The sequence below is a fragment of the Microbacterium sp. Cr-K20 genome (assembly GCF_000708325.1).
Lineage (GTDB): Bacteria > Actinomycetota > Actinomycetes > Actinomycetales > Microbacteriaceae > Microbacterium.
Genome location: NZ_JARE01000050.1, coordinates 233,628 through 257,424, shown reverse-complemented (window position 1 = coordinate 257,424; position 23,797 = coordinate 233,628). Strand labels below are relative to the sequence as shown.

Sequence of the window (23,797 nt, the reverse complement as noted above, 5' to 3'; positions counted from 1 at the left end):
ATGTCTGTTCCCATCTCGCGCGGGCACAACCCGCTGCGTGACCCCGATGACCGTCGTCTCAACCGGATCGCGGGGCCCAGCGCGCTCGTGATCTTCGGCGTCACCGGAGACCTGTCACGCAAGAAGCTGATGCCCGCGGTCTACGATCTCGCCAACCGCGGTCTGCTCCCGCCGGGGTTCGCCCTCGTCGGGTTCGCCCGCCGCGACTGGGAGGACCAGGACTTCGCCCAGGTCGTCTACGACGCGGTCAAGGAGCACGCCCGTACGCCGTTCCGTGAGGAGACCTGGACGCAGCTGCTTCAGGGCATCCGGTTCGTGTCGGGTGAGTTCGACAACCCCGACTCGTTCCGCAAGCTCCGCGAGACCATCGAGAAGCTCGACGTGGAACGCGGCACGATGGGCAACCACGCGTTCTACCTGTCCATCCCGCCGAAGGACTTCCCTCTCGTCGCGAAGCAGCTGAAGGATTCCGGCCTCGTCGGCGAGAACAGCGATGACGACGAGCGCTGGCGTCGTGTCGTGATCGAGAAGCCGTTCGGGCACGACCTCGAGTCCGCCCGCGCGCTCAACGCGGCGCTCGAGGTCGCGTTCCCCGCGGACTCGATCTTCCGCATCGACCACTACCTCGGCAAGGAGACGGTCCAGAACATCCTGGCGCTGCGCTTCGCTAACGAGCTGTACGAGCCGATCTGGAACCGCAACTACGTCGACCACGTGCAGATCACGATGGCCGAGGACATCGGCGTCGGCGGACGCGCGGGGTACTACGACGGCATCGGCGCCGCGCGCGACGTGATCCAGAACCACCTGCTGCAGCTGCTCGCGCTCACCGCAATGGAGGAGCCCATCAGCCTCTCGGCGGAGCACCTGCGTGCCGAGAAGGAGAAGGTGCTCGCCGCGGTGCACGTGCCGGACGACCTCTCCCTCGCCACGGCTCGCGGGCAGTACGCCGGCGGGTGGCAGGGCGGCGACAAGGTCACCGGCTTCCTGGATGAGGAGGGCATGAACCCCGACTCCACCACCGAGACGTATGCGGCCATCAAGCTCGAGATCGACACCCGCCGATGGGCGGACGTGCCGTTCTACCTGCGGACCGGCAAGCGTCTCGGACGCCGCGTGACCGAGATCGCCGTGGTCTTTAAGCGCGCTCCGCAGCACCTGTTCGGGCGCGGCAATGCCTCGGAGCTCGGGCAGAACGCGCTCGTCATCCGCGTGCAGCCCGATGAGGGTGTGACGATCCGCTTCGGATCCAAGGTGCCCGGCAGCGGGAGCAACGTGCGCGACGTCACGATGGACTTCGGCTACGGCCACGCCTTCACCGAGGCGAGCCCCGAGGCCTACGAGCGTCTGATCCTCGACGTCCTCCTGGGCGACCCGCCGCTGTTCCCGCGGCACGAGGAGGTCGAGCTCTCCTGGAAGATCCTCGACCCCGTGGAGAAGTACTGGGCGGCCGTCGGCGGTCCGGTGGAGCAGTACGCTCCGGGCTCGTGGGGTCCGGCATCCGCCGACGACCTGCTGGCCCGCGACGGACGAGTCTGGAGACGCCCGTGATCATCGACCTTCCCGACACGACCGTCAGTCAGGTCGCCAAGCAGCTCGTCAAGGTACGCGAAGAAGGCGGCGCCGTCGCCCTCGGCCGTGTGCTCACCCTGGTCATCGCCGCCCGCAACGGTGTCGCCGAAGCGGCCATCGATGCGGCCAACGACGCATCGCGTGAACACCCCATGCGCGTCATCGTCATCACCACGGGCGACGGCGATTCCCGCCTCGATGCCCAGATCCGCGTGGGCGGCGACGCCGGCGCGAGCGAGGTCGTCGTGCTGCGTGCCTACGGGGACGCCGCGAGCAATGAGGAGAGCCTGATCACCGGTCTCCTCCTGCCCGACGCTCCCGTGGTCGCCTGGTGGCCGGAGGATGCTCCGACCTCGCCGTCGACGTCACCGCTCGGCCGCATCGCCCAGCGCCGCATCACCGATGCCGCCACCTCGCCCGACGTGCGCGATCGGCTCGCGCTGCTCGGACGCACCCACGCCCCCGGAGACACGGACCTCGCCTGGACGCGTCTGACGCACTGGCGGGAGCAGCTGGCCGCTGTGCTCGATCAGCCGCCGTACGAGCCCATCACGGGTGTCGAGGTGCGCGGTGGGTCGGCTTCTCCGTCGACCGCGCTGCTCGCCGCCTGGCTGCAGATGGCTCTGGGCGTTCGCGTGCGCTGGTCGTATGAGAACCCCGAGCACTGGCAGGAGGGCATCAAGTCGGTCCGTCTGACCCGCGCCTCCGGCGACATCCTGCTCGAGCGGCCCTCGCCCGGCATCGCCATCCTCACGCAGCCGGATCAGCCGAACCACGACCTCCACCTGCCGCGCCGCACGCTCCGCGAATGCCTCGCGGAGGAGCTGCGCAGGCTCGACCCCGATGTCCTGTACGGTCGAGTCATCACCGAGGGCTGGGAGAAACTGGGTCCGCCCGAGACTGGAGAGTGACGTCGATGCCGGTATCGTCCGCAGAGAAGCGGGTCGTGGTGGAATCCACCCCCGCCGCCCTCGCCGCCCGAGTAGCAGACCGTTTCCTCACGCGTGTTCGCGCGCGTACACGGAACGGTCGAGTCGCCCACATCGCCCTCACGGGAGGTTCGATGGGTGGTGCCGTGCTGCGCGCCGCGGCGGACGATCCGCGATCGGCCGCGATCGACTGGTCGCTGGTGCATTTCTGGTGGGGTGACGAGAGGTACGTGCCGCGAGACGACGCGGACAGGAACTCCCTGCAGTCGCGCCGGGCTCTCCTCGACCACATCCCCGTGCCCACCGAGAACGTGCACGAGGTGGCGGGGCCCGAGACCGGACTCACGCTCGACGAGTCGGCCGCGGCCTACGCCGCCGAGCTCGCCCGTTTCGGCACCGACGAGCACCCGTGGCCTTCCTTCGCCGTCTGTTTCCTGGGCGTCGGCCCCGACGGACACATCGCCTCGCTGTTCCCGGATCGCGAGGAGGTCACGGTCACCGACGCCGCTGTGCTCGCCGTCCGTGATTCTCCGAAGCCCCCGCCCGAGCGCGTCACGCTCACGCGCCCGGTGCTCAACTCGTCGAAGCGGGTGTGGCTCGTGCTCACCGGCGCCGACAAGGCCTCGGCCCTCGGACTCGCCCTCGCCGGTGCGAGCTACACGAGCGTGCCGGCTGCCGGCGCCAAGGGGCGCAAGCGCACCGTGTTCTTCGTGGATGAGGCCGCCGCTTCCGAGGTCTCACCCGACCTCATCGATCAGGCGTACTGACCGGCGCGTCGCTCACGGCCCTCGCTCGTGCAGCTACTGCTGCTCGGTGGGACCGGAGCGCCGCGGTGGAAGGTCGCCGTCATCCGGGCTCTCGGAGCTCTCCGGACGTTCACGTTCCGTCGCGTCGACGGCCGTCGTCCGCGAGGAGGAGGCTTCTGCGGACGCCCCCTGCCCCGTCGGCGTGCTCCCACGCTCGATTCCCAGCTCCTGGCTGTCGCTGAGCACCTGTGGGTGGTAGCGGGCGAGACCCACCACTCCCCACACGGCGATGGCTCCGGCGATCGCGAAGATCACCATGACCCACGGCGGTGCGGCCGCGGCCTCGCCGAGAACGACCATGCCGATCAGAACCGCGACGAGCGGATCGACGACCGTGAGTCCGGCGATCACCAGGTCGGGCGGACCCGAGCTGTACGCGGTCTGCACGAAGTAGCCGCCGACCGCAGCCGCGGCGAGGAGCGCGAGGACGCAGATCGCGGTGATCCACTCGAACTGACCGGCCTCGATGCGCTTGATGATGACCTTGGCGAGGGTGGCGACGAAGCCGTAGAGCACGCCGGCGCCGACCACGTAGAACAGCGCACGCATGCGGTGACGGAGTATCAGCCAGCAGGCGCCGAGGATGATGATGACCACCAGCAGGAGGGCGAGGATCACGAAGAGCTCGCGCTCGGTGACCTCCTGCTCCGTCGCGTAGATCGCGGCGAAGAAGACGAACAGGAAGATGCCGCCAACACAGCAGGCTATGGCTGTGAGCGATTGTCTCGTCGGACTGTGACCGGAGACTCTCGCGTTCAAAAGCGTCGTGATGACGAGCGCGATGGCACCGAGCGGCTGCACGACGATCAGCGGCGCCTGGACGAGGGCCGCGAGCTGACAGACCACCGCGAGGCCGAGCATGAGCGTTCCGACGAGCCAGGAGGGCCGTGTGAGCAGTCGTTTCAACTGGTCGAAACTCAGCCCCGATGCCCCATCGGCGCCGCTGAGACGCTCGACCTTCTCGACTCCCCGGTGCTGGTATTGCGCGCCGAGCGACATGAAGACCGCTCCGGCGAGGGCCAAGGGGATCCCGAGGAGGATGCCAGGGTTCTGGAAGGCTCCCACGAGCTGATCGCCGACCTGTTCGGCCCCGTTCATCCACACCCCAGCAGTCACGGTACGAGCCTACCGGGCGAGCGCCGCCGACTAGGGTTGTGACGTGGCTGTACTTCCGATTCGCATCATGGGCGACCCCGTCCTGCACTCCCCCGCATCCCCCGTCGACGAGATCACCGACGACATCCGCACGCTCGTCGCCGACATGTTCGACACGATGGACACCGCTCCGGGCGTCGGGCTGGCGGCGCCGCAGGTCGGCGTGCCCCTGCGCATCTACACCTACGCCTACGTGGACGACGACGATCAGCCCTGGCGCGGCGTGCTCATCAACCCTGAGCTGTGGATGGTGCCGCTCGAACCGGGCGACCCCGACCCCGACCTCGAATCCGAGGGCTGCCTCTCGTTCCCCGGTGAGCGTTTCCCCCTGCGTCGCTCGGAGCGGGTGCACGTGACGGCGACGGATCTGGACGGCCGACCGGTCACGATCGACGTGGACGGATGGCGTGCCCGGATCATGCAGCACGAGTTCGATCACCTCGACGGCATCCTCTATGTGGATCGTCTCTCCGACGGCGACTGGAAGACGGTGCAGAAGATCGCACGCAAGCGCGGATGGGGACGTCCGGGGGCGAGCTGGATGCCCGGTGTTGACGACCTCGAGGGCTGAGCCGCAGCACAAGCGGACATCGTGTCCCCGAAGGCACGAAGGAAGATCAAGATGAAGCTTTACCAACGACCCTCTCTGCTGTTCGCCGCGTGCGCCCTGACGCTCGCGGTCGCCCTGACCGGCTGCGGGACCTCTGAGCCCTCTCCTGAACGCAGTGCGACCGGCGACGGCGCTGGTGTCGCGAAGGTCGAGACGCCCGCGGTGACGGTCGGTGACTGTCGCCTCGAAGCCGCCAGCGGCCTGCCCGAAGACGCCGAAGTCGTCCCGTGCACAGAGCTGCATGACGAAGAGGTCTTCCACGAGATCGAGATGCCCGACGGCACCTTCTCGCAGCAGGCGGTCGAGGCAGCCTCCGCCGAGTGCGTCGGGGATGCGTTCACGGCCTTCGTCGGAGTGCAGCGGGAGGCGTCCGCGCTCGGCGTGTACCCGATCCCCCCGGCGGAAGAGACGTGGGACCAGCCCTACGGGCGCACCGTCTACTGCGTGCTGTTCGATCCGGCCGGACAGATCGAAGGAACGCTGGAGGGCGCCGCGCGCTGAGCGAACGCTCCGGTGACTCTCAGCCGTCCGACGCGCGCAGCGCGAGCCACGCGGCGACACGATCGTCCGGATCGGCCAACGACAGCCCGATCAGATCCTCGATCCGTCGGATGCGAGCGGTCAGGGTCTGCCGGTGGATCCGCAGGCGGCTGGCACTCTCGCCCCATGCACTGTTCGTGGCGAGGAAGACCCGCAGCGTCTCGATGAGTTCCGTCCCTTGATCCCCCGAACGGAGCGGATCGAGCAGTCGGCCGACCCTGCCCACCTGCTCCCGATCGAGTTGCCCGAGCACGAACGACACGGTCGGGATCGCGGTGTAGCGGACCACACGTTCGCCACCGGCACGAGCCGCTTCGCACGCCTGGCGGGACTCGTCGACGCTCCGGGCGAGTGCGTCCGTGCCGGCCGGGCGTCCGAGGCCGAGGTACAGCGTCGAGGCGAAGGCCTCCACTCGGTGCGCGATCTCTTCCACGTGCTCTTCCCGCAACAGGCCTTGGATGAGTCCGCGCTGCGATGTGAAGACGTGCTCGGCGCCGAGTTCGTCCAGCCACAGTGCGAGTAGATGCTCGACGTCGACGCCGCTCGTGCGGGACGCCAGAGCGAATCCCACGAGGGTCCGCTCGTGCACACCCCAGCGGCGGAGGAGGCGCGTCGCCCGGTCTCCGCCCTCGAGAACCGTCTCGAGCATCATCGATCGACCGAGACGCTCGAGATGGCTGCTGTCGCGCGTCCTCATGAGCAGATCGAGCAGCGCAGCGGCTTGCGAGCTGAGTTCCCGGCCCCGACCGGAGCTGTCGTTGCGCGGGGCGGTGACGAGCTGCGCTGTGACGTCCTGTCCGGGGCCCACGGGATGAACCTGCAGTGCTCGATGACGCACGCGGACGGGCCGGCCGATCGCGACCGCGATCGCGTCGTCGATGTGCAGGCTTCCCGCACCGGCGGTCGTGATCACCTCGCCGTGCCGGTCGAGGAGCACGGCCCATCCGTCGATCCGGTGTGCGAGTTCGGCGATGACGCCTGTGATCCCGCTGCGTCGAGCCGCGAGCGTGAGAACCCGCATCGCCGAGGTGATCGCTCTGCCCTCCGCGGCCTGGTCGACGGCGAGGAGGGCCGTGAGCCGGGGCATGAGCAGTTCCTGCGATGTGTGCGCCCCCACGATCGCGGTGATCCGCGCTGCGGAGAGCACCTGACGCAGCGGAGGTGTGTCGACGCTCGTGACGAGCACGATGTCGCGCAGGAGCGTGGCGCGTTCCGGATCGTCGACGAGCGCGAGGATGGGCTTCTCGTCCGTCGTCACGAGTGTCGTGAAGAGCCGGTCGGTCGGGATGCCGAACGCGTCGATCGCGACCACCGAGTTCACGTGTCGGGTGCTCGGGACCTCGCCCTGCAGGAGTTCGCCGTCGAGGTACCGCGCTACGGAGACGACGTCACGAACCATATCTCGATCATACGAAATGTCGAGCGCAGGCTTTTCCATTCACACATTTGTCGGATGCTCCGACCGGGCGCGCTCTCCTAGCATCGTGCGCATCCCCTCTCCACCCGAAGGATGTCATGAAAGCTGTTGTCTTCCGCGATCCGCAGTCACCGATCGAGTTCGTCGACGTCGACCTCGCGCCCCCGCGTGCCGGCGAGGTCCGCGTGCGAATCGCGGCCGCCGGCGTCTGCCACTCCGACCTGCACGTGAAGCGCGGCGAGTGGGATGCCGCTGCTCCCCTGGTCATGGGCCACGAAGGATCCGGCGTCGTCACCGAACTCGGTGAAGGCGTGAACACGCTCGCCGTGGGCGATCACGTCGTGCTGAGCTGGGTGCCGCCGTGCGGCGAGTGCCGCTACTGCCGCGCCGGTCACGAGGCACGGTGTCAGAAGGTCGCGACCGTGGTCGCGCCGCTCGGCGTGCTGTTCGACGGGACCTCGCGTCTCAGCCGCGACGGCGAGACGCTGCATCACTACCTCGGCGTCTCCTCGTTCGCCGAGGAGGTCGTGGTGCCCGCGTCCGGAGCCGTGAAGGTGCGCGACGATGCCCCGCTCGATGTCGTCGCCGTCGTCGGGTGCGCCGTGGCCACCGGCGTCGGAGCGGTGCTCAACACGGCCGCGGTCGAGCCCGGTTCCACCGTCGCGGTGATCGGGTGCGGCGGCGTGGGCCTCAACGTCGTCCAGGGGGCGCGACTCGCCGGTGCGGAGCGCATCGTCGCGATCGACGTGCGACCCGAGAAGACCCAGCTGGCCCTGCAGTTCGGCGCGACCGACCGCATCGACGCCTCGCAGGGCGACGCCGTCGCGCAGCTGCGGGAACTGATCTCCGACGGGGTCGACTATGCCTTCGACGCCATCGGACGCACCAGCACGACGGAGCAGTCGATCCAGATGCTCGGGCTCGGCGGCGCCGCCGTGATCGTGGGCCTCCCCCCGACGGGCGCCCGCGCGTCGTTCGAACCCCTCGTCCTCGCCGAGGCCGATCAGCGCATCCTCGGATCGAACTACGGCTCCGTCCGCCCCTCCATCGACGTTCCCGCTCTGGTGGACCGCTACATGGACGGACAGCTCAAGATCGACCCCCTGATCTCCGGGCGGCGCCCGCTGTCCGAGGCCGCGGCGGCCCTCGACGATCTCGAGACCGGTTCGGCACTGCGTACGCTCCTCATCCCCTGACCGCGCACCGCGGACCCGCACCCCTGAAACCCGAATCCAGGAGAACCCATGTCTGACACCGTCGTCGCCCCGCCCGGCGCACCCCAGGATGCCGGCCTTCGCACCGGCGTCATGAGCGGCCCCGAACTCGCCGCTCAAGCCATCGCCAACATCGCCCCCAGCGCCGTCATCGCCTTCACCGCGGCGGCGATCTTCCTCGGTGCGGGCAACGGCACCATCTACGCCTTCGCCCTGGCGACGATCGTCATCCTGTGCGTCGGCTACTGCGTCGTCGTGTTCGCTCGCAAGCACGCCTCGGCGGGTTCGCTGTACACGTACGTGTCGAAGGGCCTCGGGCCGTTCGGCGCCTTCCTCGCCGGCGTCACCCTGCTGATCGGCTGCTTCGGCATCGCGGCCGCCTCCCTCAGCGGTTCCGTCAGCTACATGGCCCAGTTCCTCCGCATGCTCGGCCTTCCGGCCCAGGGACTCGGATGGGACATCGGCCTCGCCGTCGTGCTCGGCGGGTTGGCGACGCTGTTCACCATCCGCGGCATCCGCCTGTCGGCCCGGGTCTCGCTCGTGCTCGAGCTCCTCTCCGTGGGTATCATCCTCGTGCTCCTGGTCGCGGCACTCATCTGGGCCGGACCCGCCGCGTGGGACCCCGCTCAGGTGCTCGCCACCGGATCCTCGTTCCAGGGGGTCGCGTCGGGCATGGTGCTCGGCATCCTCGGGTTCGTGGGGTTCTCCTCCGCTGACGCACTCGGCCGAGAGGCCAAGGAGCCGTACAAGGCGATCCCCCGCGCGATCATGTGGAGCGCGCTCGGCGTCGGAGTCCTGTACGTGTTCGCGGCGTATACGCAGATCACGGTGTTGGGCGACGACCTCGCCACCTCGGCCAGCCCGCTGGAGAGCATGTCGGCTCTCATCGGCATGCCGGCCTGGTTCGCCGCCGCCCTCACGATCGGTGTCTCGGCCTCGTTCTTCGCGGTCGTCGTCGCTCCGCTCAACGTGATAGGGCGCATCGTGTACGTCATGGGCAAGGAGGGCGTGGTCGCCGAGCGGTTCGGTCGCACCCACGAGCAGCACCTGACCCCGCACCGCGTGCTGATCATCGCCGGCGCGGCCGCGATCACGGTCGACATCGTGCTGCTGCTCTCGGGAGCGGCGACCGGCGACATCCTCGTCTGGGTGAACACCTGGGGCACCTACGGCTACATGGTCGCCTATGCCCTCGTCGCGATCGCCTGCGTCATCTACACGCAGCGGGCGAAGATGCGCAACGGCCTCGTGAAGGTGTGCGCGACCATCGCGGTCGTCACCATGGCGTACGTGTTCTTCGCGAACGTCTGGCCGGTGCCGGCGTTCCCGTACAACGTGATCCCGTACATCTTCCTGGCCACCGTCGCTCTCGCGCTGACCCGGTACCTCTACCTGTCGCGTCGTCGACCCGACGTGATCGCCCGCATCGGCAACACCGAGACGAGCGCCATGGAGGGCGTCGGCTGACGCCGTCCTCCCCCGCTGATGAGAAGAGCCCCTTCTACCGAAGGGGCTCTTCTCTCCATTTCAACCGCTCGATCCCGCGCCTGAACGAGAAAAGCCCCCTCCGTGGAGGGGGCTTTTCTCGTTGGCTCCCCGGCTTGGACTCGAACCAAGAACCTGCCGGTTAACAGCCGGCTGCTCTGCCAATTGAGCTACCGAGGAATGTGCCCGCTCAGCGGGCAACTCGACAAGCTTAGCAAACTCCGGAGCGACTTCAGGACACCGGGGCGCCCTTCGAGGATGCCGGGCGTGTCGTGCTCAGCGGCGAGAATCCGACTCCGCATTCGGGACCCAGAGCAGGTCACGTCCGACACCCCGGGCGACCACGTGACCGGCGCGCAGCATGAGCGTTTCGGCGTTGAGCTCGCGGATGAAGTCCGCATCGTTGGTGACGAGCAGCGCGGCCATCCCCTGCTCCTTGCGGCGTCGGGTGATGGCGTCGAACACCACCGGTCGCACCTCGAGATCGAGGTTCGCGAGGATCTCGTCGGCGATCAGCACCTTCGGCTCCAGGACGAACGATCGTGCGATCGCGACGCGCTGGCGCATCCCTGCGCTGAGCTCGTACGGGAACTTGGCCGCCGTGCCGAGCGGGAGATGCAACTCGTCCAGGAGCGTCGCCACGCGGATCGAGAGCGCCTTGGTGTTGACCTTGCGCTCGCGGACGAGGATCGGCTCGGCGATGACCTCGTTGACGGTCAGCCGCGGCGGCAGGTCGGCACCCGCCCCCTGCGGCACGAAGCCGGTGCGGTAGGTGAGGATTCTGTGCTTGCGTCCCGGCCGGCGCACGTCGACGCCGCACACCTGCGCGCTCCCCCCGACGACCTTCACCGAGGGGTCGGTGGAACCGGCGAGAGCGGCGACCAGAGTGGATTTTCCGGAACCCGTGGGGCCGGCGACGCAGATCAGTCCCCCGGGAGCGAGAGAGAAGGTGACGCCGTCAACGGCGCGGGTCGGCATCCCGTGGCCGATCCGGTCGATCACGAGATCCGAGCAATCGATCGCGTTCGTGGATTCTGGCCTGCGGGACATGTGTCCATCCTGCCTTCTTCGCGGTGCAGGGCGGGGTTACGACTCGGCGAAGCGCTGACGCTCGGCGTCGATGTCGCGCAGGCGCATCCGCAACGCACGGCCCCCATCGGAATCCGCCGGCACCCGCTGCACGGCGCCGAGAAGCTCCTGCTTGTCGCGCTCGAGCTGGCGCAGGACGAGTCGTCGGGCGAGGTCGGCCACGGTGGCGACGGCGCGCTCCTCGTCCCGCGCGGGGAAAGGCGTCATCAGCAGCTCACCCGCCAGCGAGCGGTAGGGCTCGCGGACGCTGTTGACGGCCTCCGTCACCCAGCCGGCCCTGGTGCGGTCGGGCGCCGCCGCCACGGCTTCGCGCACGGCGTCGAGACCCGGGGTGCGGAACGGCATGCCCAGCGCCCGATTCAGGAGGGCCTGATCGACCTGATGCCCGTACTGCAGGGCACCCATCAGCGCGTCCCGTTCGACCGCTACATCGGGGCTGCGCGGAAGGCTGGCGAGCGTTACCGGCGCCACGACCGATGCCCCGGTCGCGGGATCGACCTGCGGAGCCTCGCGACGCGGGTGCTGCGGCGTGGAACCGCCACGCGCCGCGCGCTCGACCTCGCTACGCACCTCGGTGGGATCCATCCCGAGTCGCCGTGCCAGGACACGCTCGTAACCCGGGCGAAGGAGCTGGTCGCGGATCTCGGCCACGATCGGCGCGGCAGCCCTCAGAGCGCCCACGCGCCCCTCGACGGTGGAGAGATCGAAACCGCCCAGCTTGCGGTCGATCGCGAACTCGAACATCGGCTGCTTGGTGTCCATCAGCCCGCGAACGGCCGCATCGCCACGCTGGAGGCGCAGATCGCACGGATCGAGCCCGTCCGGGGCGACCGCCACGAAGGTCTGCGCGTTGAACCGATCGTCCTCCGTGAAGGCTCGCAGCGCCGCCTTCTGGCCGGCCTCATCGCCGTCGAAGGTGAAGACGACCTCGCCGGAGGCGTTGTCATCACCCATCACACGCCGCAGCACTTTGATGTGGTCGGTGCCGAAGGCCGTGCCACACGTCGCGATGGCCGTGGTGAGACCGGCGAGGTGGCAGGCCATCACATCGGTGTACCCCTCGACCACGACGACACGGCGGGGCTCTCCGCGCGCGATGTCGCGCTTGGCGAGGTCCAGTCCGTAGAGGACCTGCGCCTTCTTGTAGATCGGGGTCTCCGGGGTGTTCAGGTACTTCGGGCCGTTGTCGTCGTCGAAGAGCTTGCGCGCGCCGAAGCCGATCGTCTGACCCGAGACGTCGCGGATCGGCCACACCAGGCGCCCACGGAACCGGTCGTAGACGCCGCGCTGCCCGGTGGAGACCAGTCCGGCGTTGCTGAGCTCTTCGCGCGTGAAGCCCTGTGCGGTGAGCGCCTTGAGCATGCCGTCCCAGCCGCGCGGCGCGAAGCCGACGCCGAAATGAGCCGCGGCTCCGGCGTCGAAGCCGCGCTCCCCGAGGAAGCGGCGGCCGGCCTCGGCATCCGGCGTGAGCAACTGTGCGCGGAAGAACTCCGCGGCCGCGGTGTTCGCCGCGTAGAGACGGCTGCGGCCGCTCGTCTCCGGTGCCGCTCCCCCGTCCTCATAGTGCAGCGTGTACCCGATGCGGCCGGCGAGACGCTCGACGGCCTCGGTGAAGCTGACGTGGTCCATCTCGCGAAGGAACGAGTAGACGTCGCCCGACTCGCCGCAGCCGAAGCAGTGGTAGTAGCCCACCTGCTGGCGCACATGGAAGCTCGGGCTCTTCTCGTCGTGGAAGGGGCACAGTCCCTTGAGCGAACCCACGCCCGCCGACTTCAGCGCGACACGCTCACCGACGATGTCGGCGATGTTCGTGCGCGCCTTGACCTCGTCGACGTCGGCCTGCCGGATCCGCGGCATCAGCGCGCCCCTTCGGCGATGGGCCGCCTCTCGGCGTGCGCCCGAGCCCCGGGTCGGGCGTGACGAGGAGTCCATATGCCCACCTCGGCCGGATCGATCTCTCCCACGAGCCGGTTGTGCCAGTCGATCGCGCTCTGGTCGGTGAGGCTCGCGATCTGATCCACGACGACCCTGGCGCGCTCGGCATCGTTCTCCGCCGCGATGAAATCGGCAGCGAACGCGGGCTCGAGCACGTCGGATCCGGCGGACCACAGGGCGTCTGTCGACCAGAGCGCCTCGGCGAGCCGCGTCAGAACACGCCGCTGCTCCTTGTACACGCCCTTGCGAGCCTCGATCGTGACGATGGCCTGACCCATGATGCCCTTGAGTACCGCGATCTCGACCTCGATCACCCGCGGGACGACGACATGGGCGTTGTAGCGAACCAGAGCCGTGCTCCCGTACGCCTCTTTGGTGGCGGCGACCGCGGCTTTGGCGAAGCGGCCGATCAGGTCGCTCGTCAGGTTCTTGAGCCGGGCGAGCGCCTGGCGTGAGCGGTCGAACGACGCGAGCCACATCGGCTGGGACGAGAGACGGTACAGCGCATCCGCCAGCTCGTCGCGAGTGAAGTCGTATCCCACCCACTGCTGGATGCGTCCGAGCAGCGCATCGTGCGCACGCGGATCGGCCAGCTGCGCGACGTCGACGTATCCGTTGACGATCGCGTCCTCGAAGTCGTGCACCGAGTATGCGATGTCGTCGGAGAGATCCATGATCTCGGCCTCGATGCACCGCAGGCGTCCGGGGGCTCCCTCGCGCATCCACCGGAACACAGCCTCGTCCTCGGGGTACACGCCGAACTTGAGCCGCCCACCGGGATCCGGCACCGGACTGTCGACCGTCCACGGGTACTTGCACGTCGCGTCGAGGCTGGCGCGCGTCAGGTTCAGTCCGACCGAGCGGTCATCGTCGTCGAGCACCTTGGCCTCGAGCCGCGAGAGGATGCGCAGCGACTGGGCATTGCCCTCGAAGCCGCCGATCGGCTCCGCCCATTCGTTGAGCGCCCGCTCGCCGTTGTGTCCGAACGGCGGGTGGCCCAGGTCGTGGCTCAGGCAGGCGGTGTCGACCACATCGGCTGAGACGCCGAGGGCGACCGCGAGCTCCCGCCCGACCTGCGCCACCTCGAGCGAGTGTGTCAGGCGGTTGCGGGCGAAGTCGGCCGTGCTGGCCGGGCTCAGCACCTGTGTCTTCGCGGCGAGCCGACGCAGAGCTGCGGAATGCAGCACGCGTGCGCGATCGCGCGCGAAGTCATTGCGCTCGGATCGATGGGTCTCCGCGAAGAAGCGCTCGGCGTCACGCGCGTCGTAACCGTCGGCGCGCAGGCCGACCTGGGGATCAACCGCCACTGTTCTCGATCTCCGCTCCACGCATCATCTCCGATGCCGACGAGGCGAGCTCCCGCGACTCCAGCCACTTGTCCGGCAGTGCCGTCCGCTTCGGGTGCCCGGAGCGTCCGCGCTGCCCCTCGGCATCCGCACCGGGATACGGAGCGGTGTGATCGAGTCGCCCGAGGAAGTCGTCGATCTCCGCGAGGCTGGACGCGGTGGCGAGCCCGGTGCGGATGTCACCACCGACCGGGTATCCCTTGAAATACCAGGAGACGTGCTTGCGGATGTCACGGCACCCGCGATCTTCGTCCTCGAAGAACTCGACCAGCAGCTCGGCATGCCGACGGAAGGCGTTCGCAACGAACCCGAGCGTGGCGTCGACCGTCTTGCCTTCGCCACCGAAGGCGGTGGCGAGCTCACCGAACAGCCACGGGCGTCCGAGGCAGCCGCGTCCGACCACGACACCGTCGCAGTCGGTCTGCGCCATCATGCGCACGGCATCATCGGCGGACCAGATGTCGCCGTTGCCCAGCACGGGGATGCTCGTGACGGCCTGCTTCAGCTCGCCGATCGCGTTCCAGTCGGCGTGCCCGGAGTAGAACTCGCCCGCGGTGCGCGCGTGCAGGGCCACGGCGGCTGCACCGGCATCCTCCGCCGCGCGCCCGGCGTCAAGGAACGTCAGGTGATCCTTGTCGATTCCCTTGCGCATCTTCACCGTGAGCGGCACGTCACCCGCCGCCTTGACCGCCTGGTCGACGATGTCGGCGAACAGCTTCGACTTCCACGGGAGCGCTGCTCCCCCACCGCGGCGGGTGACCTTGGGCACCGGGCATCCGAAGTTGAGATCGATGTGGTCGGCATGGTCTTCCGCGACGATGATGCGCACGGCCTCGGCGATCGTCTTCGGGTCGACACCGTACAGCTGAATGGACCTCGGCGTCTCGGACTCGTGATGCCGGATCAGCCGCATGGTCGTCTCGTTGCGCTCGACCAGCGCGCGCGAGGTGATCATCTCGCTCACGTAGAGCCCGGCGCCGTACTCGCGGCACAGGCGCCGGAAGGCGGTGTTGGTGATACCCGCCATGGGTGCGAGGACGACCGGCACGTCGAGGTCGATCGGGCCGATGCGAAGGGGGCGGGCGGGGGCGGTGGCGAGAGTCATGTCCTGTCCATTCTCCCAGACGCGGAGCCCGGAGGGATGCGGCGACCTAAGCTGTGAATATGACCGATTCCGCGCTCCGTTCGATCCCGTTCACCGATGCCAAGGGCGAGGAGAAGACGCTCGACGATCTCGGCGCCGACGTGGTGCTGGTGGTCAACGTGGCGTCCAAGTGCGGACTCACCCCCCAGTACGAGCAGCTCGAGGAGCTGCAGCGCCTGTACGGGGACCGCGGCTTCACGGTCGTCGGCTTCCCCTGCAACCAGTTCTTCGGCCAGGAGCCGGGCTCCGTCGACGACATCCTCGAGTTCTGCTCGACGACCTACGGCGTCACCTTCCCGGTCAATGACAAGGTCAAGGTGAACGGCAAGAACGCGTCGGAGCTCTACAAGGCTCTCAAGGAGACCCCGGACGAGGGCGGCAAGGCCGGCCGCGTCGAGTGGAACTTCGAGAAGTTCCTCGTGCTGCCCGACGGCGACGTCCTGCGCTTCCGTCCGAAGCAGAAGCCGGACGCCCCCGAGATCGTCAGCGCGATCGAAGCAGCACTGACCCGCTAAGTCACGTCGGATCGAGCGCGGGGTCGGTGCGGTTCACCTCCGCGTAAGCCGCGCGCTCCCCTGATCTGCGGGCGAACACGGGGCTCGTTCATCTCCTCGTCAGCCCGACGCCATCTGGCCTCCCTAGTCTCACCGCGGCGAACATCGCCCGAAGACGAAGGAGACCACGCATGCCCGACCGTCTGCCGATCAGCCGGCGCACCGTCCTCACCGCCGGAGCGCTCGGCGCTCTCGGAACCGCCCTGCCGCTCGGTACCGCCTCCGCAGCCGCGGCCTCGGACATCGCCCCGGCGGGCGCCGGAGCCGGCCGCGGTCTGCGTTTCCGCGCCGACGGGACCTTCAAGGTGGTGCAGTTCAACGACACGCAAGACGATGAACTCACCGACCGCCGCACGGTCGAACTGATGGAGAAGGTGCTCGATCAGGAGAAGCCCGATTTCGTCGTCATCAACGGCGATGTGATCACCGGTGGCTGCGAGACCCGGCTCGCCGTGAAACAGGCGATCAACAACGTCGTCACGCCGATGGAATCCCGGCGCATCCCCTGGGCGGTCACGTACGGCAACCATGACGAGGACTCGCTGCCGCAGTCGGGCGTGGACGAGGCGGGAATGCTGAAGATCTACCGCTCGTACGAGTACAACGTGAACGCCGAGAGCACACGGGGCGTGACCGGTACCAGCAACACGATCGTGTCGATCGGCTCGGCCGCCCGGAAGAACCGTGAGGCGTTCGCGCTGTGGCTGATGGACTCGGGGCGCTACGCCCCCGGCACGATCGATGGCCAGGACTTCGCCGGATACCCGACCTGGGACTGGCTGCGGATGGACCAGGTGGCGTGGTACCGCGAGCAGTCGCAGCGTCTCGAACAGCGTCGCGGGCGCAAGGTGCCGGGGCTGATGTTCCTGCACATCGCGTTGTGGGAGCACCGCTTCATGTGGTGGGGCGGCGTGGACACCCGCACGGAGGCCGATGCCGCGCGCGGCAGGGCCCGGCACGCCATCGTCGGTGAGCGCAACGAAGATGAGTGCCCCGGTCCGTTCAACTCGGGGATGTTCAACGCGATCCTCGAGCGCGGCGACGTGAAGGGCGTGTTCGTCGGCCACGACCACATCAATGACTACGTGGGCGACTACTACGGCGTCATGCTCGGCTATGCCCCCGGCACCGGTTTCGGCGCATACGGTCTCGATGGCGCAGAGCGCAACCGCATGCGCGGCGGTCGGGTGTTCGAGCTCAAGGAGGCGGGTGACGAGGTGACGATCGCCACCCGCGTCGTCTACGCGCGCGAACTCGGCATCGACCTCACGGCGAACGACCAGCCCATGGAGCCACTGCCCCTCGCCCCGCGCCAGCAGCGGGTCTGACCCTCACACACACGACGCCGGGGACCCGTTCGGGTCCCCGGCGTCGTGTGTGGAGCGTGCCGTGGCTCTCAGGCTTCGACGGGTTCGTCCCTCTTGGCCCACAGGTCGCGGATCACGTTCTCGAACGCGGCGGGCGGCTGTGCACCGCTGATGCCGTACTGGCCGTCGACGACGAAGAAGGGCACTCCCTGGATGCCGTAGGCCCGTGCCTGCGCCTGATCCTGACGCACGGCCGGGAGGTACTGCTCGCTCTCGAGCGCGGTGCGGGCGCGGTCGGCGTCGAGCCCCACCTCGGCCGCGAGGGCTACGAGGTCGTCGATACGCCCGACGTGCTTGCCTTCGGTGAAGTAGGCGGACATGAGCCGCTCCTCCATCTCGTGCTGCAGCCCTTCGGCCTTCGCGAAGTGCAGCAGCTCGTGCGCCTTCACGGTGTTGGTGTGCTGCAGGATGTCGAAACGGTACTCGAGCCCCGCGTTCGCCGCGACACCGGTCACGTTCGACAGCATCTGCTCGACCTGCTCCCGCGGCATGCCCTTGTGGCCAGCGAGGAAGTCGATCTCGTCTCCGTCGAAGTCGACCGGGGTGTCGGGCGACAGCTCGAACGAGTGGAAGGTGATGTTGACCTGCGGCGCGTCCTCGTCGGCAGCGACCGCTTCGAGACCCTTCTCGAGGTTGCGCTTGCCGATGTAGCACCAGGGGCAGGCGATGTCGGACCAGATGTCGATGGAGATGGGTTCAGTCACACTTTCATCCAACCGCATGCGCCTCCGAGCTATTCCGAGGCGGCGGGCGCGAGATCGATAGGATTCTCGGATGCTCACCGCCGCCGATCCGCTTCCCTTCCGGCCCGAGCGGGTCCTGATCGCCGGTGTCACGGGCTCCGGCAAGACGACTCTCGCGCGCCGCGTCGCCGGAGTGTGGGGGCTGCGCCACGTCGAGATCGACGGCCTGTTCCACGGGCCGGACTGGACTCCGCGGCCCGAGTTCCTCGACGACGTCCGCGCCTTCGCGTCCGAGGACCGCTGGGTCACCGAGTGGCAGTACACAAGCAAGGGCACCGACGAGATCATCACGCCTCGTGCGGACCTCGCCCTCTGGCTGGACTACCCGTACCGCGTGGTGCGCTCCCGCCTGCTACGGCGGACGCTGAGCCGCAGCATCCTGCGCACGCGGATGTGGAACGGCAACGTCGAGAAACCGATCTGGCACATGTTCCGCCGCGATCCCGATGAGAACATCCTTGCCTGGCAGACCAAGACCCTGGGGCATTGGACAGAGCGGATGCCGGACTACACCCTGCGCTTCCCGCAGCTCACGATCGTCCGGCTCCGGACTCCGAACGAGACCGAGCAGTGGCTCCGGGCTCAGGCGGGTGAGTCAGGGGTGTCGATCGCGCCGCCGAAGCGACGGTCCCGCGACAGGTAGATGCCGATCGCCCGCCAGAGCTCTTCCCGCGAGAAGTCCGGCCAGAGCGTGTCGAGGAACACCATCTCGGCGTAGGCCGACTCCCACAGCAGGAAGTTCGAGGTGCGCTGCTCCCCCGAGCTCCGGAGGAAGAGATCGACGTCGGGCATGTCCGGCACGTACAGGTTCCGGCGGATCATCTTCTCGGTGATGGCCTTGGGCTTCACGCGCCCGGCAGCGACGTCTTCCGCGATCGCCCGCATCGCGTCGACGAGCTCGACCCGTCCGCCGTAATTGACGCACATCGTGAGGGTGAGCACGTCGTTGCCGCGGGTGAGCTGTTCGGCGTGCTGCAGCTCCTTGATGACGCTGCCCCAGAGCCGCGGCTTGCGGCCCGCCCAGCGGATGCGCACCCCCCACTCGTTGAGCTGGTCGCGGCGGCGGTGCAGCACATCGCGGTTGTAGCCCATGAGGAAGCGCACCTCCTCGGGGGACCGCGCCCAGTTCTCGGTCGAGAACGCGTACACGGACAGATGCTTCACCCCGGCCTGGATTGCGCCGGCGACGACGTCGAGCAGCACCTCCTCGCCCGCCTTGTGGCCTTCGATGCGGTTGAGCCCTCGGCGGTTGGCCCAGCGGCCGTTCCCGTCCATGACGATCGCGACGTGCTCGGGCACGGCCCGGAACGCCGGCGGGTGCACACCGGTCCAATCCAGCGGACGATAGGGCACCGCGTCTTTGTGCGTGTAGGGCTTCGGGCTCATCGTGGTCCTTCCGACGAGATGTCCGACACATGGGCGAGCGAGCGGATGCCGCGCTCCAGGTGCCACTGGGCGTAAGCGGAGACGAGTCCGGACGCGGCCGCGGTGTCGGCGGGCGGTGACGCATCGATGACGTCCCACTCGCCCGAGATCAAGGCGCGGAGAAGGGTCAGTGTCTTCTCGGCGACGCGGGGGCTGCCGGCCGGCGCGCAGTTGGTGCACACCAGTCCACCCAGCTGCGCGACGAACCGCTCGTGCGGCCCCGGCGTCCCGCAGCGCGCGCACTCGTCGAGCGAGGGCGCCCACCCGGAAAGCGACATGACCCGCAGGAGGTACGAATCGAGGATGCTCCGCGCGACGTGCTCTCCGCGCGACAGTGCCCGCAGCCCGCCCACGAGGAGCAGGTACTGATCGGGGGTCGCCTCGGCATCGCTCAGACGGTCGGCCGTCTCCACCATCGCGTTCGCCGCGGTGAACCGGTCGTAGTGCGCCGCGATGTCCGTGCCGTAGGAGCCGAGCGATTCCGCCTGCTGCACGATGTCGAGCGAGCGCCCCTGATAGAGCTGCACGTCGGCGACCATGAACGGCTCGAGCCTGGCGCCGAACTTCGACGAGGTGCGGCGCACGCCCTTAGCGACCGCGCGCACCTTGCCGTGGCGGCGCGAGAGCATGGTGACGATGCGATCCGCCTCACCGAGCTTGTGAGTGCGCAGGATCACCGCTTCGTCTCGGTAGGTGGGCACCCCTCGATTATCCTCCGTACGGGAGAATGGACGGGTGACCGAACCGCTCTTCACCATTCCGCTGTGGGCGGACCTGCTCGGCGTCGGCCTCGGCGGGGTCCAGGGAGCGATGTTCGCTTCGGGGTTCCAGGGTCAGCGGCGCCTCGACTGGCTCGGCGTCGCGATCATCGGCATCATGATCGGGATGGGCGGCGGTCTGATCCGCGACATCCTGCTCGGGCAGACGCCGGCGACGCTGCAGAACCAGTGGTATCTCGTCACGGCGGCCGGGGCGGCACTCCTGGGCATGCTGCTCGCCGGTCTGTTCACCCGCCTGAACACCGCGATCGTGGTGCTCGACGCGGTGGTCATCGGGATGTTCGGTGCGTTCGGGACGAGCAAAGCTCTCGCCTTCGGCATCCCCGAGGTGCCGGCCGTGTTCATCGGCGTGTGCGCGGCCGTGGGCGGCAGCGTGCTCCGCGACATGCTCATGGGGCTGCCGACCGCGATCATGCACGTCGGGTCGCTCTACGCCGTCGCGGCCGGCGCCGGGTGCACGTTCATCGTCATCGCCGTCGCGCTCGGGATGCCCCTCACGATCGCCGCCGTCGCCGGCATCGCCGTGACGACCGTCATCCGCATCCTCGCCGTCACGTTCGACGTCTCCTTGCCCGAGCAGCGCCGGATCTACCGCCGCAAGGTGGCCGCCGAGACGGGCGCCATCGCGATCGTCAAGCCCAGCGCCGACATCTGAGCCTCGATCTCAGGATCCCGGGTGCTCGCCGATGATCGCACGGAGGCCGTCGATCACCCTCGCCAGACCGAATTCCCACGCGACTGCGGCATCGTAGGGCGTCCCCAGGGACTCGCCCGCGGCCTGACCGACCGATTGCGCGAGCGGGTAGTCCTCCCCCAGGTAGGTAGCGAGACGCGGGCCCGCCTCCGCCCAAAATGCGCCGAACTGCTCCTTCTCGGCGCTCTCCCGCATCCTCATCGCCGCGGCGTGGACGAAGTCCAGGAGGAAGGACAGTGCCGCGTCGCGTTCGATGTCGCCCAGCCCCGTGTCATCGAACGCATGCAGCTCGCGGTCGTACTTGGCGATCGTGCCGGGCCCGAGCGCGGCACGCTGGTCCGCGATGTCGAGCACCCAGGGATGCCCTCGCAGCAGGGCGAGGTTGTCCTCGGCAACCGCGCGCACTCGCGCGGGCCAGCCGACTTCCTCGACCGAGCGAACCCACATCCGAGAGTGCATCACGTCGACCATCAGGACGAGCAGGTCCGCACGGCTGTTCACGTGCGTGTAGATCGACATCGGCGGCAGCTGGAGTGACTGCGCGAGGGCGCGGATCGTCACGGCGTCCAGATCGGCGTGATCGGCGAGCTCGATCGCCCGCGAGATAACCTCCGCCGTCGAATGTCGGGCCCGAGGTCCACGACGACCGCCCGCGGCCGCCGACGATTCGTCCCGCCAGAGGAGATCCACCAGATTCTTGGCCATGTCGGAATAATCCTCTCACGGGATCTCTTAACCATGTACGTTGTACGTAGTTTAGACAGGAGACACCGTGAACATCGCTCAGACCGCCATCTCTCTCAACGTCGACGACGTCGCCGCGTCAGCCGCGTTCGCGAAAACCCACTTCGGATTCGAGGAGGCGATGTCCGCCGAGGGATTCGTCTCGCTGCAGCACCCGGACGCACCCAACCTCATCTTCCTGGAGACCGGCCTGGGAAGCTTCCGACCCCAGGAGATCGCCGGCTCCGCGGGTCAGGGCACCCTGCTCGTGTTCGTCGTGGAGGACATCGATGCGGAGTTCGCCCGCATCGACGCGGCGGGTGCGCGCGTCATCACTCCCCCGGAGACCGAGCCGTGGGGCGAGCGCTATTGCCAGTTCGCCGATCCGAACGGGATCATCTGGCAGCTCGTCCAGTGGGTGTGAACAGGGAATGACGAACGCCCCCTCGGTCGTCACCGAGGGGGCGCTCCTGCGCGGACTGTCAGACCGCCGCGAGCTCCTGCTGCCGCGTGCGGATCGAGCGGTTGACACCCGAGACGATCGCCTTGAGGGATGCCGTCGAGATGTCGCCGTCGATGCCGACGCCCCACAGTCGCTGGTCGCCGACCTGCAACTCGACGTAGGCGGCCGCCTGGGCGTCACCGCCGGCGCTGAGAGCGTGCTCGACGTAGTCGTACACCGTGATGTCGAAGCCCTGACCACGCAGCACCTCGACGAATGCCGCCACCGGGCCGTTGCCGTTGCCCGACACCGAGACCTGCTCGTCGTCGTCGCGCAGCACCACGTCGAGCACCACGTCACCGGACATGTCGCTGCGAGTCTGCGTCGCGAGCAGCTCGAACCGTCCCCACTTGGCCGCGGAGTCGTCGGCGGGCAGGTACTCGTCGTTGAAGATCGACCAGATCTGGTCGGACGTGACCTCGCCGCCCTCGGCATCCGTCTTGGCCTGCACGACGCCGGAGAATTCGATCTGGAGCTTGCGCGGCAGATCGATCGCGTGATCCGACTTCAGCAGGTACGCGACGCCGCCCTTGCCGGACTGCGAGTTCACCCGGATGACCGCCTCGTATGAGCGGCCCAGGTCCTTCGGGTCGACCGGCAGGTACGGAACCGCCCACTCGATCTCGTCGACCGTGACGCCCTCGGCGCTCGCCCGGGCCTCCATCGCTTCGAAGCCCTTCTTGATCGCATCCTGGTGCGACCCGCTGAACGCGGTGAAGACCAGGTCGCCCGCCCACGGGCTGCGCTCGGGCACGGGCAGCTGGTTGCAGTACTCGACCGTGCGCTTGACCTGGTCGATGTCGCTGAAGTCGATCTGCGGGTCGATGCCCTGCGTGAACAGGTTGATGCCCAGGGCCACGATGTCGACGTTGCCCGTGCGCTCGCCGTTGCCGAACAGGCAGCCCTCGATGCGGTCGGCTCCGGCCATGTAGCCGAGCTCGGCGGCGGCGATCGCGGTACCGCGATCGTTGTGCGGGTGCAGCGACAGGATGACGTTCTCTCGGTGGTTGAGGTTCCGGCTCATCCACTCGATCGAGTCGGCGTAGACGTTCGGTGAGGCCATCTCGACGGTGGCGGGCAGGTTGATGATCACCTTGCGGTCTGCAGTCGGCTCGAAGACCTCGATCACCTGGTTGCAGATGTCGACCGCGAACTCGAGCTCTGTGCCCGTGTAGCTCTCGGGCGAGTACTCGTAGTAGACCTTCGTGTCCGGGATCGTCTTCTCGAACTTGCGGCACAGGCGCGCACCCTCGAGCGCGATGTCGATGATGCCCTGCTTGTCGGTGCGGAACACGACCTCGCGCTGCAGCACGCTCGTGGAGTTGTACAGGTGCACGATGGCCTGCTTGGCGCCCGCGATCGACTCATACGTGCGCTCGATCAGGTGCTCGCGCGCCTGGGTCAGCACCTGGATGGTGACGTCGTCGGGGATCAGGTTCTCTTCGATGAGCTGGCGGACGAAGTCGAAGTCCGTCTGGCTCGCCGACGGGAAGCCGACCTCGATCTCCTTGTAGCCCATGCTGACGAGCAGTTCGAACATCACGCGCTTGCGCTCGGGCGACATCGGGTCGATGAGTGCCTGGTTGCCGTCGCGAAGGTCGACGGCGCACCACCGCGGCGCCTCGGTGATCCGAGCATCCGGCCAGGTACGGTCAGGCAGGTGGACGTTGATCTGCTCGTGGAACGGCCGGTACTTGTGGATCGGCATCGCGGACGGGCGCTGAGTGTTCTGCATGATGGGGCTTCTTCTCTTCGTCAAGATGAACGG

General features: G+C 68.3%; 23 protein-coding genes and 1 tRNA gene. 12 read left to right on the top strand and 12 right to left on the bottom strand.

Going from position 1 to position 23,797, the window contains the following annotated elements:
• Genes zwf through pgl form a run of 3 tightly spaced genes read left to right on the top strand, consistent with a single transcriptional unit; the run spans nt 1 to nt 3,268 of the window.
• Nucleotides 1-1,551, top strand: a complete 1,551-nt coding sequence (gene zwf / locus GZ67_RS0112065; RefSeq protein WP_029261747.1) for a glucose-6-phosphate dehydrogenase — start codon at nt 1-3, stop codon at nt 1,549-1,551.
• Nucleotides 1,548-2,483 carry a glucose-6-phosphate dehydrogenase assembly protein OpcA gene (locus tag GZ67_RS0112060; RefSeq protein ID WP_029261746.1) on the top strand — a complete coding sequence of 312 codons (936 nt, stop codon included), beginning with the start codon at nt 1,548-1,550 and terminating at the stop codon, nt 2,481-2,483. The genes zwf and GZ67_RS0112060 overlap by 4 nt, the downstream gene beginning before the upstream one ends.
• A gap of 5 nt (nt 2,484-2,488) precedes the next feature.
• Nucleotides 2,489-3,268 (top strand): 6-phosphogluconolactonase, encoded by a 780-nt coding sequence (pgl, locus tag GZ67_RS0112055; RefSeq protein ID WP_029261745.1) that lies wholly within the window; start codon nt 2,489-2,491, stop codon nt 3,266-3,268.
• A gap of 33 nt (nt 3,269-3,301) precedes the next feature.
• Here pgl and GZ67_RS0112045 read toward each other — a convergent pair whose 3' ends face one another.
• Entirely contained in the window at nt 3,302-4,405 is a 1,104-nt protein-coding gene (locus GZ67_RS0112045) for a DMT family transporter (RefSeq protein WP_231481795.1), read from the bottom strand.
• A 61-nt stretch (nt 4,406-4,466) separates the two neighbouring features.
• Here GZ67_RS0112045 and def point away from each other — a divergent pair, with 61 nt between their 5' ends.
• Both def and GZ67_RS0112035 read left to right on the top strand, forming a co-directional pair.
• Nucleotides 4,467-5,033 (top strand): peptide deformylase, encoded by a 567-nt coding sequence (gene def / locus GZ67_RS0112040; protein WP_081859982.1) that lies wholly within the window; start codon nt 4,467-4,469, stop codon nt 5,031-5,033.
• A gap of 51 nt (nt 5,034-5,084) precedes the next feature.
• On the top strand, nt 5,085-5,573 hold the full coding sequence (locus GZ67_RS0112035) for a hypothetical protein (RefSeq protein ID WP_029261742.1): 489 nt from the start codon (nt 5,085-5,087) through the stop codon (nt 5,571-5,573).
• A gap of 19 nt (nt 5,574-5,592) precedes the next feature.
• On the opposite strand, the gene GZ67_RS0112030 is transcribed toward GZ67_RS0112035, so the two are convergent.
• Complete coding sequence (locus GZ67_RS0112030) at nt 5,593-7,011, bottom strand: PucR family transcriptional regulator (RefSeq protein WP_029261741.1); 1,419 nt, start codon at nt 7,009-7,011, stop codon at nt 5,593-5,595.
• Nucleotides 7,012-7,127: 116 nt separating this feature from the next.
• On the opposite strand from GZ67_RS0112030, the gene GZ67_RS0112025 reads away from it, so the two are divergent.
• Nucleotides 7,128-8,225: an alcohol dehydrogenase catalytic domain-containing protein gene (locus GZ67_RS0112025; protein WP_029261740.1), complete on the top strand. Its 1,098-nt coding sequence runs from the start codon at nt 7,128-7,130 to the stop codon at nt 8,223-8,225.
• Between the two features lie 48 nt (nt 8,226-8,273).
• A complete protein-coding gene (locus GZ67_RS0112020; RefSeq protein ID WP_029261739.1) occupies nt 8,274-9,710 on the top strand; it encodes an APC family permease in 1,437 nt (478 codons plus the stop codon).
• Nucleotides 9,711-9,832: 122 nt separating this feature from the next.
• Here GZ67_RS0112020 and GZ67_RS0112015 read toward each other — a convergent pair.
• The 5 genes from GZ67_RS0112015 to dusB all read right to left on the bottom strand — a co-directional run bounded on the left by GZ67_RS0112015 (nt 9,833) and on the right by dusB (nt 15,203).
• Nucleotides 9,833-9,908: transfer RNA gene (locus GZ67_RS0112015), tRNA-Asn, on the bottom strand.
• 96 nt (nt 9,909-10,004) lie between these two features.
• Nucleotides 10,005-10,778 (bottom strand): ATP-binding cassette domain-containing protein, encoded by a 774-nt coding sequence (locus GZ67_RS0112010; RefSeq protein WP_029261738.1) that lies wholly within the window; start codon nt 10,776-10,778, stop codon nt 10,005-10,007.
• 36 nt (nt 10,779-10,814) lie between these two features.
• Nucleotides 10,815-12,674, bottom strand: a complete 1,860-nt coding sequence (dnaG, locus tag GZ67_RS0112005) for a DNA primase (RefSeq protein ID WP_029261737.1) — start codon at nt 12,672-12,674, stop codon at nt 10,815-10,817.
• Nucleotides 12,674-14,059, bottom strand: a complete 1,386-nt coding sequence (locus GZ67_RS0112000) for a deoxyguanosinetriphosphate triphosphohydrolase (RefSeq protein ID WP_029261736.1) — start codon at nt 14,057-14,059, stop codon at nt 12,674-12,676. Before GZ67_RS0112000 ends, dnaG begins: the two co-directional genes overlap by 1 nt.
• Entirely contained in the window at nt 14,049-15,203 is a 1,155-nt protein-coding gene (gene dusB, locus GZ67_RS0111995) for a tRNA dihydrouridine synthase DusB (protein WP_029261735.1), read from the bottom strand. The genes GZ67_RS0112000 and dusB overlap by 11 nt, the downstream gene beginning before the upstream one ends.
• 59 nt (nt 15,204-15,262) lie before the next feature.
• Here dusB and GZ67_RS0111990 point away from each other — a divergent pair, with 59 nt between their 5' ends.
• Nucleotides 15,263-15,757, top strand: coding sequence for a glutathione peroxidase (locus tag GZ67_RS0111990; RefSeq protein WP_029261734.1), 495 nt, complete (start codon nt 15,263-15,265; stop codon nt 15,755-15,757).
• A 170-nt stretch (nt 15,758-15,927) separates the two neighbouring features.
• Nucleotides 15,928-17,124: a metallophosphoesterase family protein gene (locus GZ67_RS0111985; protein WP_036303294.1), complete on the top strand. Its 1,197-nt coding sequence runs from the start codon at nt 15,928-15,930 to the stop codon at nt 17,122-17,124.
• Nucleotides 17,125-17,192: 68 nt separating this feature from the next.
• Here the strand turns inward: GZ67_RS0111985 and GZ67_RS0111980 are convergent, their stop codons facing one another.
• A complete protein-coding gene (locus tag GZ67_RS0111980; protein WP_029261732.1) occupies nt 17,193-17,867 on the bottom strand; it encodes a DsbA family oxidoreductase in 675 nt (224 codons plus the stop codon).
• A gap of 70 nt (nt 17,868-17,937) precedes the next feature.
• Here GZ67_RS0111980 and GZ67_RS0111975 point away from each other — a divergent pair, with 70 nt between their 5' ends.
• Complete coding sequence (locus GZ67_RS0111975; protein WP_029261731.1) at nt 17,938-18,549, top strand: ATPase AAA; 612 nt, start codon at nt 17,938-17,940, stop codon at nt 18,547-18,549.
• Here GZ67_RS0111975 and GZ67_RS0111970 read toward each other — a convergent pair.
• Nucleotides 18,489-19,292, bottom strand: coding sequence for an isoprenyl transferase (locus GZ67_RS0111970; protein ID WP_029261730.1), 804 nt, complete (start codon nt 19,290-19,292; stop codon nt 18,489-18,491). The two genes, GZ67_RS0111975 and GZ67_RS0111970, sit on opposite strands and share 61 nt — an antisense overlap.
• Nucleotides 19,289-20,032, bottom strand: coding sequence for a DNA repair protein RecO (gene recO / locus GZ67_RS0111965; RefSeq protein ID WP_029261729.1), 744 nt, complete (start codon nt 20,030-20,032; stop codon nt 19,289-19,291). Before recO ends, GZ67_RS0111970 begins: the two co-directional genes overlap by 4 nt.
• A gap of 34 nt (nt 20,033-20,066) precedes the next feature.
• Between recO and GZ67_RS0111960 the strand changes: the two genes are divergently transcribed.
• Nucleotides 20,067-20,765, top strand: coding sequence for a trimeric intracellular cation channel family protein (locus GZ67_RS0111960; RefSeq protein ID WP_029261728.1), 699 nt, complete (start codon nt 20,067-20,069; stop codon nt 20,763-20,765).
• A 9-nt stretch (nt 20,766-20,774) separates the two neighbouring features.
• On the opposite strand, the gene GZ67_RS0111955 is transcribed toward GZ67_RS0111960, so the two are convergent.
• On the bottom strand, nt 20,775-21,509 hold the full coding sequence (locus GZ67_RS0111955; protein ID WP_029261727.1) for a TetR/AcrR family transcriptional regulator C-terminal domain-containing protein: 735 nt from the start codon (nt 21,507-21,509) through the stop codon (nt 20,775-20,777).
• 67 nt (nt 21,510-21,576) lie between these two features.
• On the opposite strand from GZ67_RS0111955, the gene GZ67_RS0111950 reads away from it, so the two are divergent.
• A complete protein-coding gene (locus GZ67_RS0111950) occupies nt 21,577-21,951 on the top strand; it encodes a VOC family protein (RefSeq protein WP_029261726.1) in 375 nt (124 codons plus the stop codon).
• A 58-nt stretch (nt 21,952-22,009) separates the two neighbouring features.
• Here GZ67_RS0111950 and leuA read toward each other — a convergent pair whose 3' ends face one another.
• Nucleotides 22,010-23,764, bottom strand: coding sequence for a 2-isopropylmalate synthase (leuA, locus tag GZ67_RS0111945; RefSeq protein WP_029261725.1), 1,755 nt, complete (start codon nt 23,762-23,764; stop codon nt 22,010-22,012).
• Between the last annotated feature and the right edge of the window lie 33 nt (nt 23,765-23,797).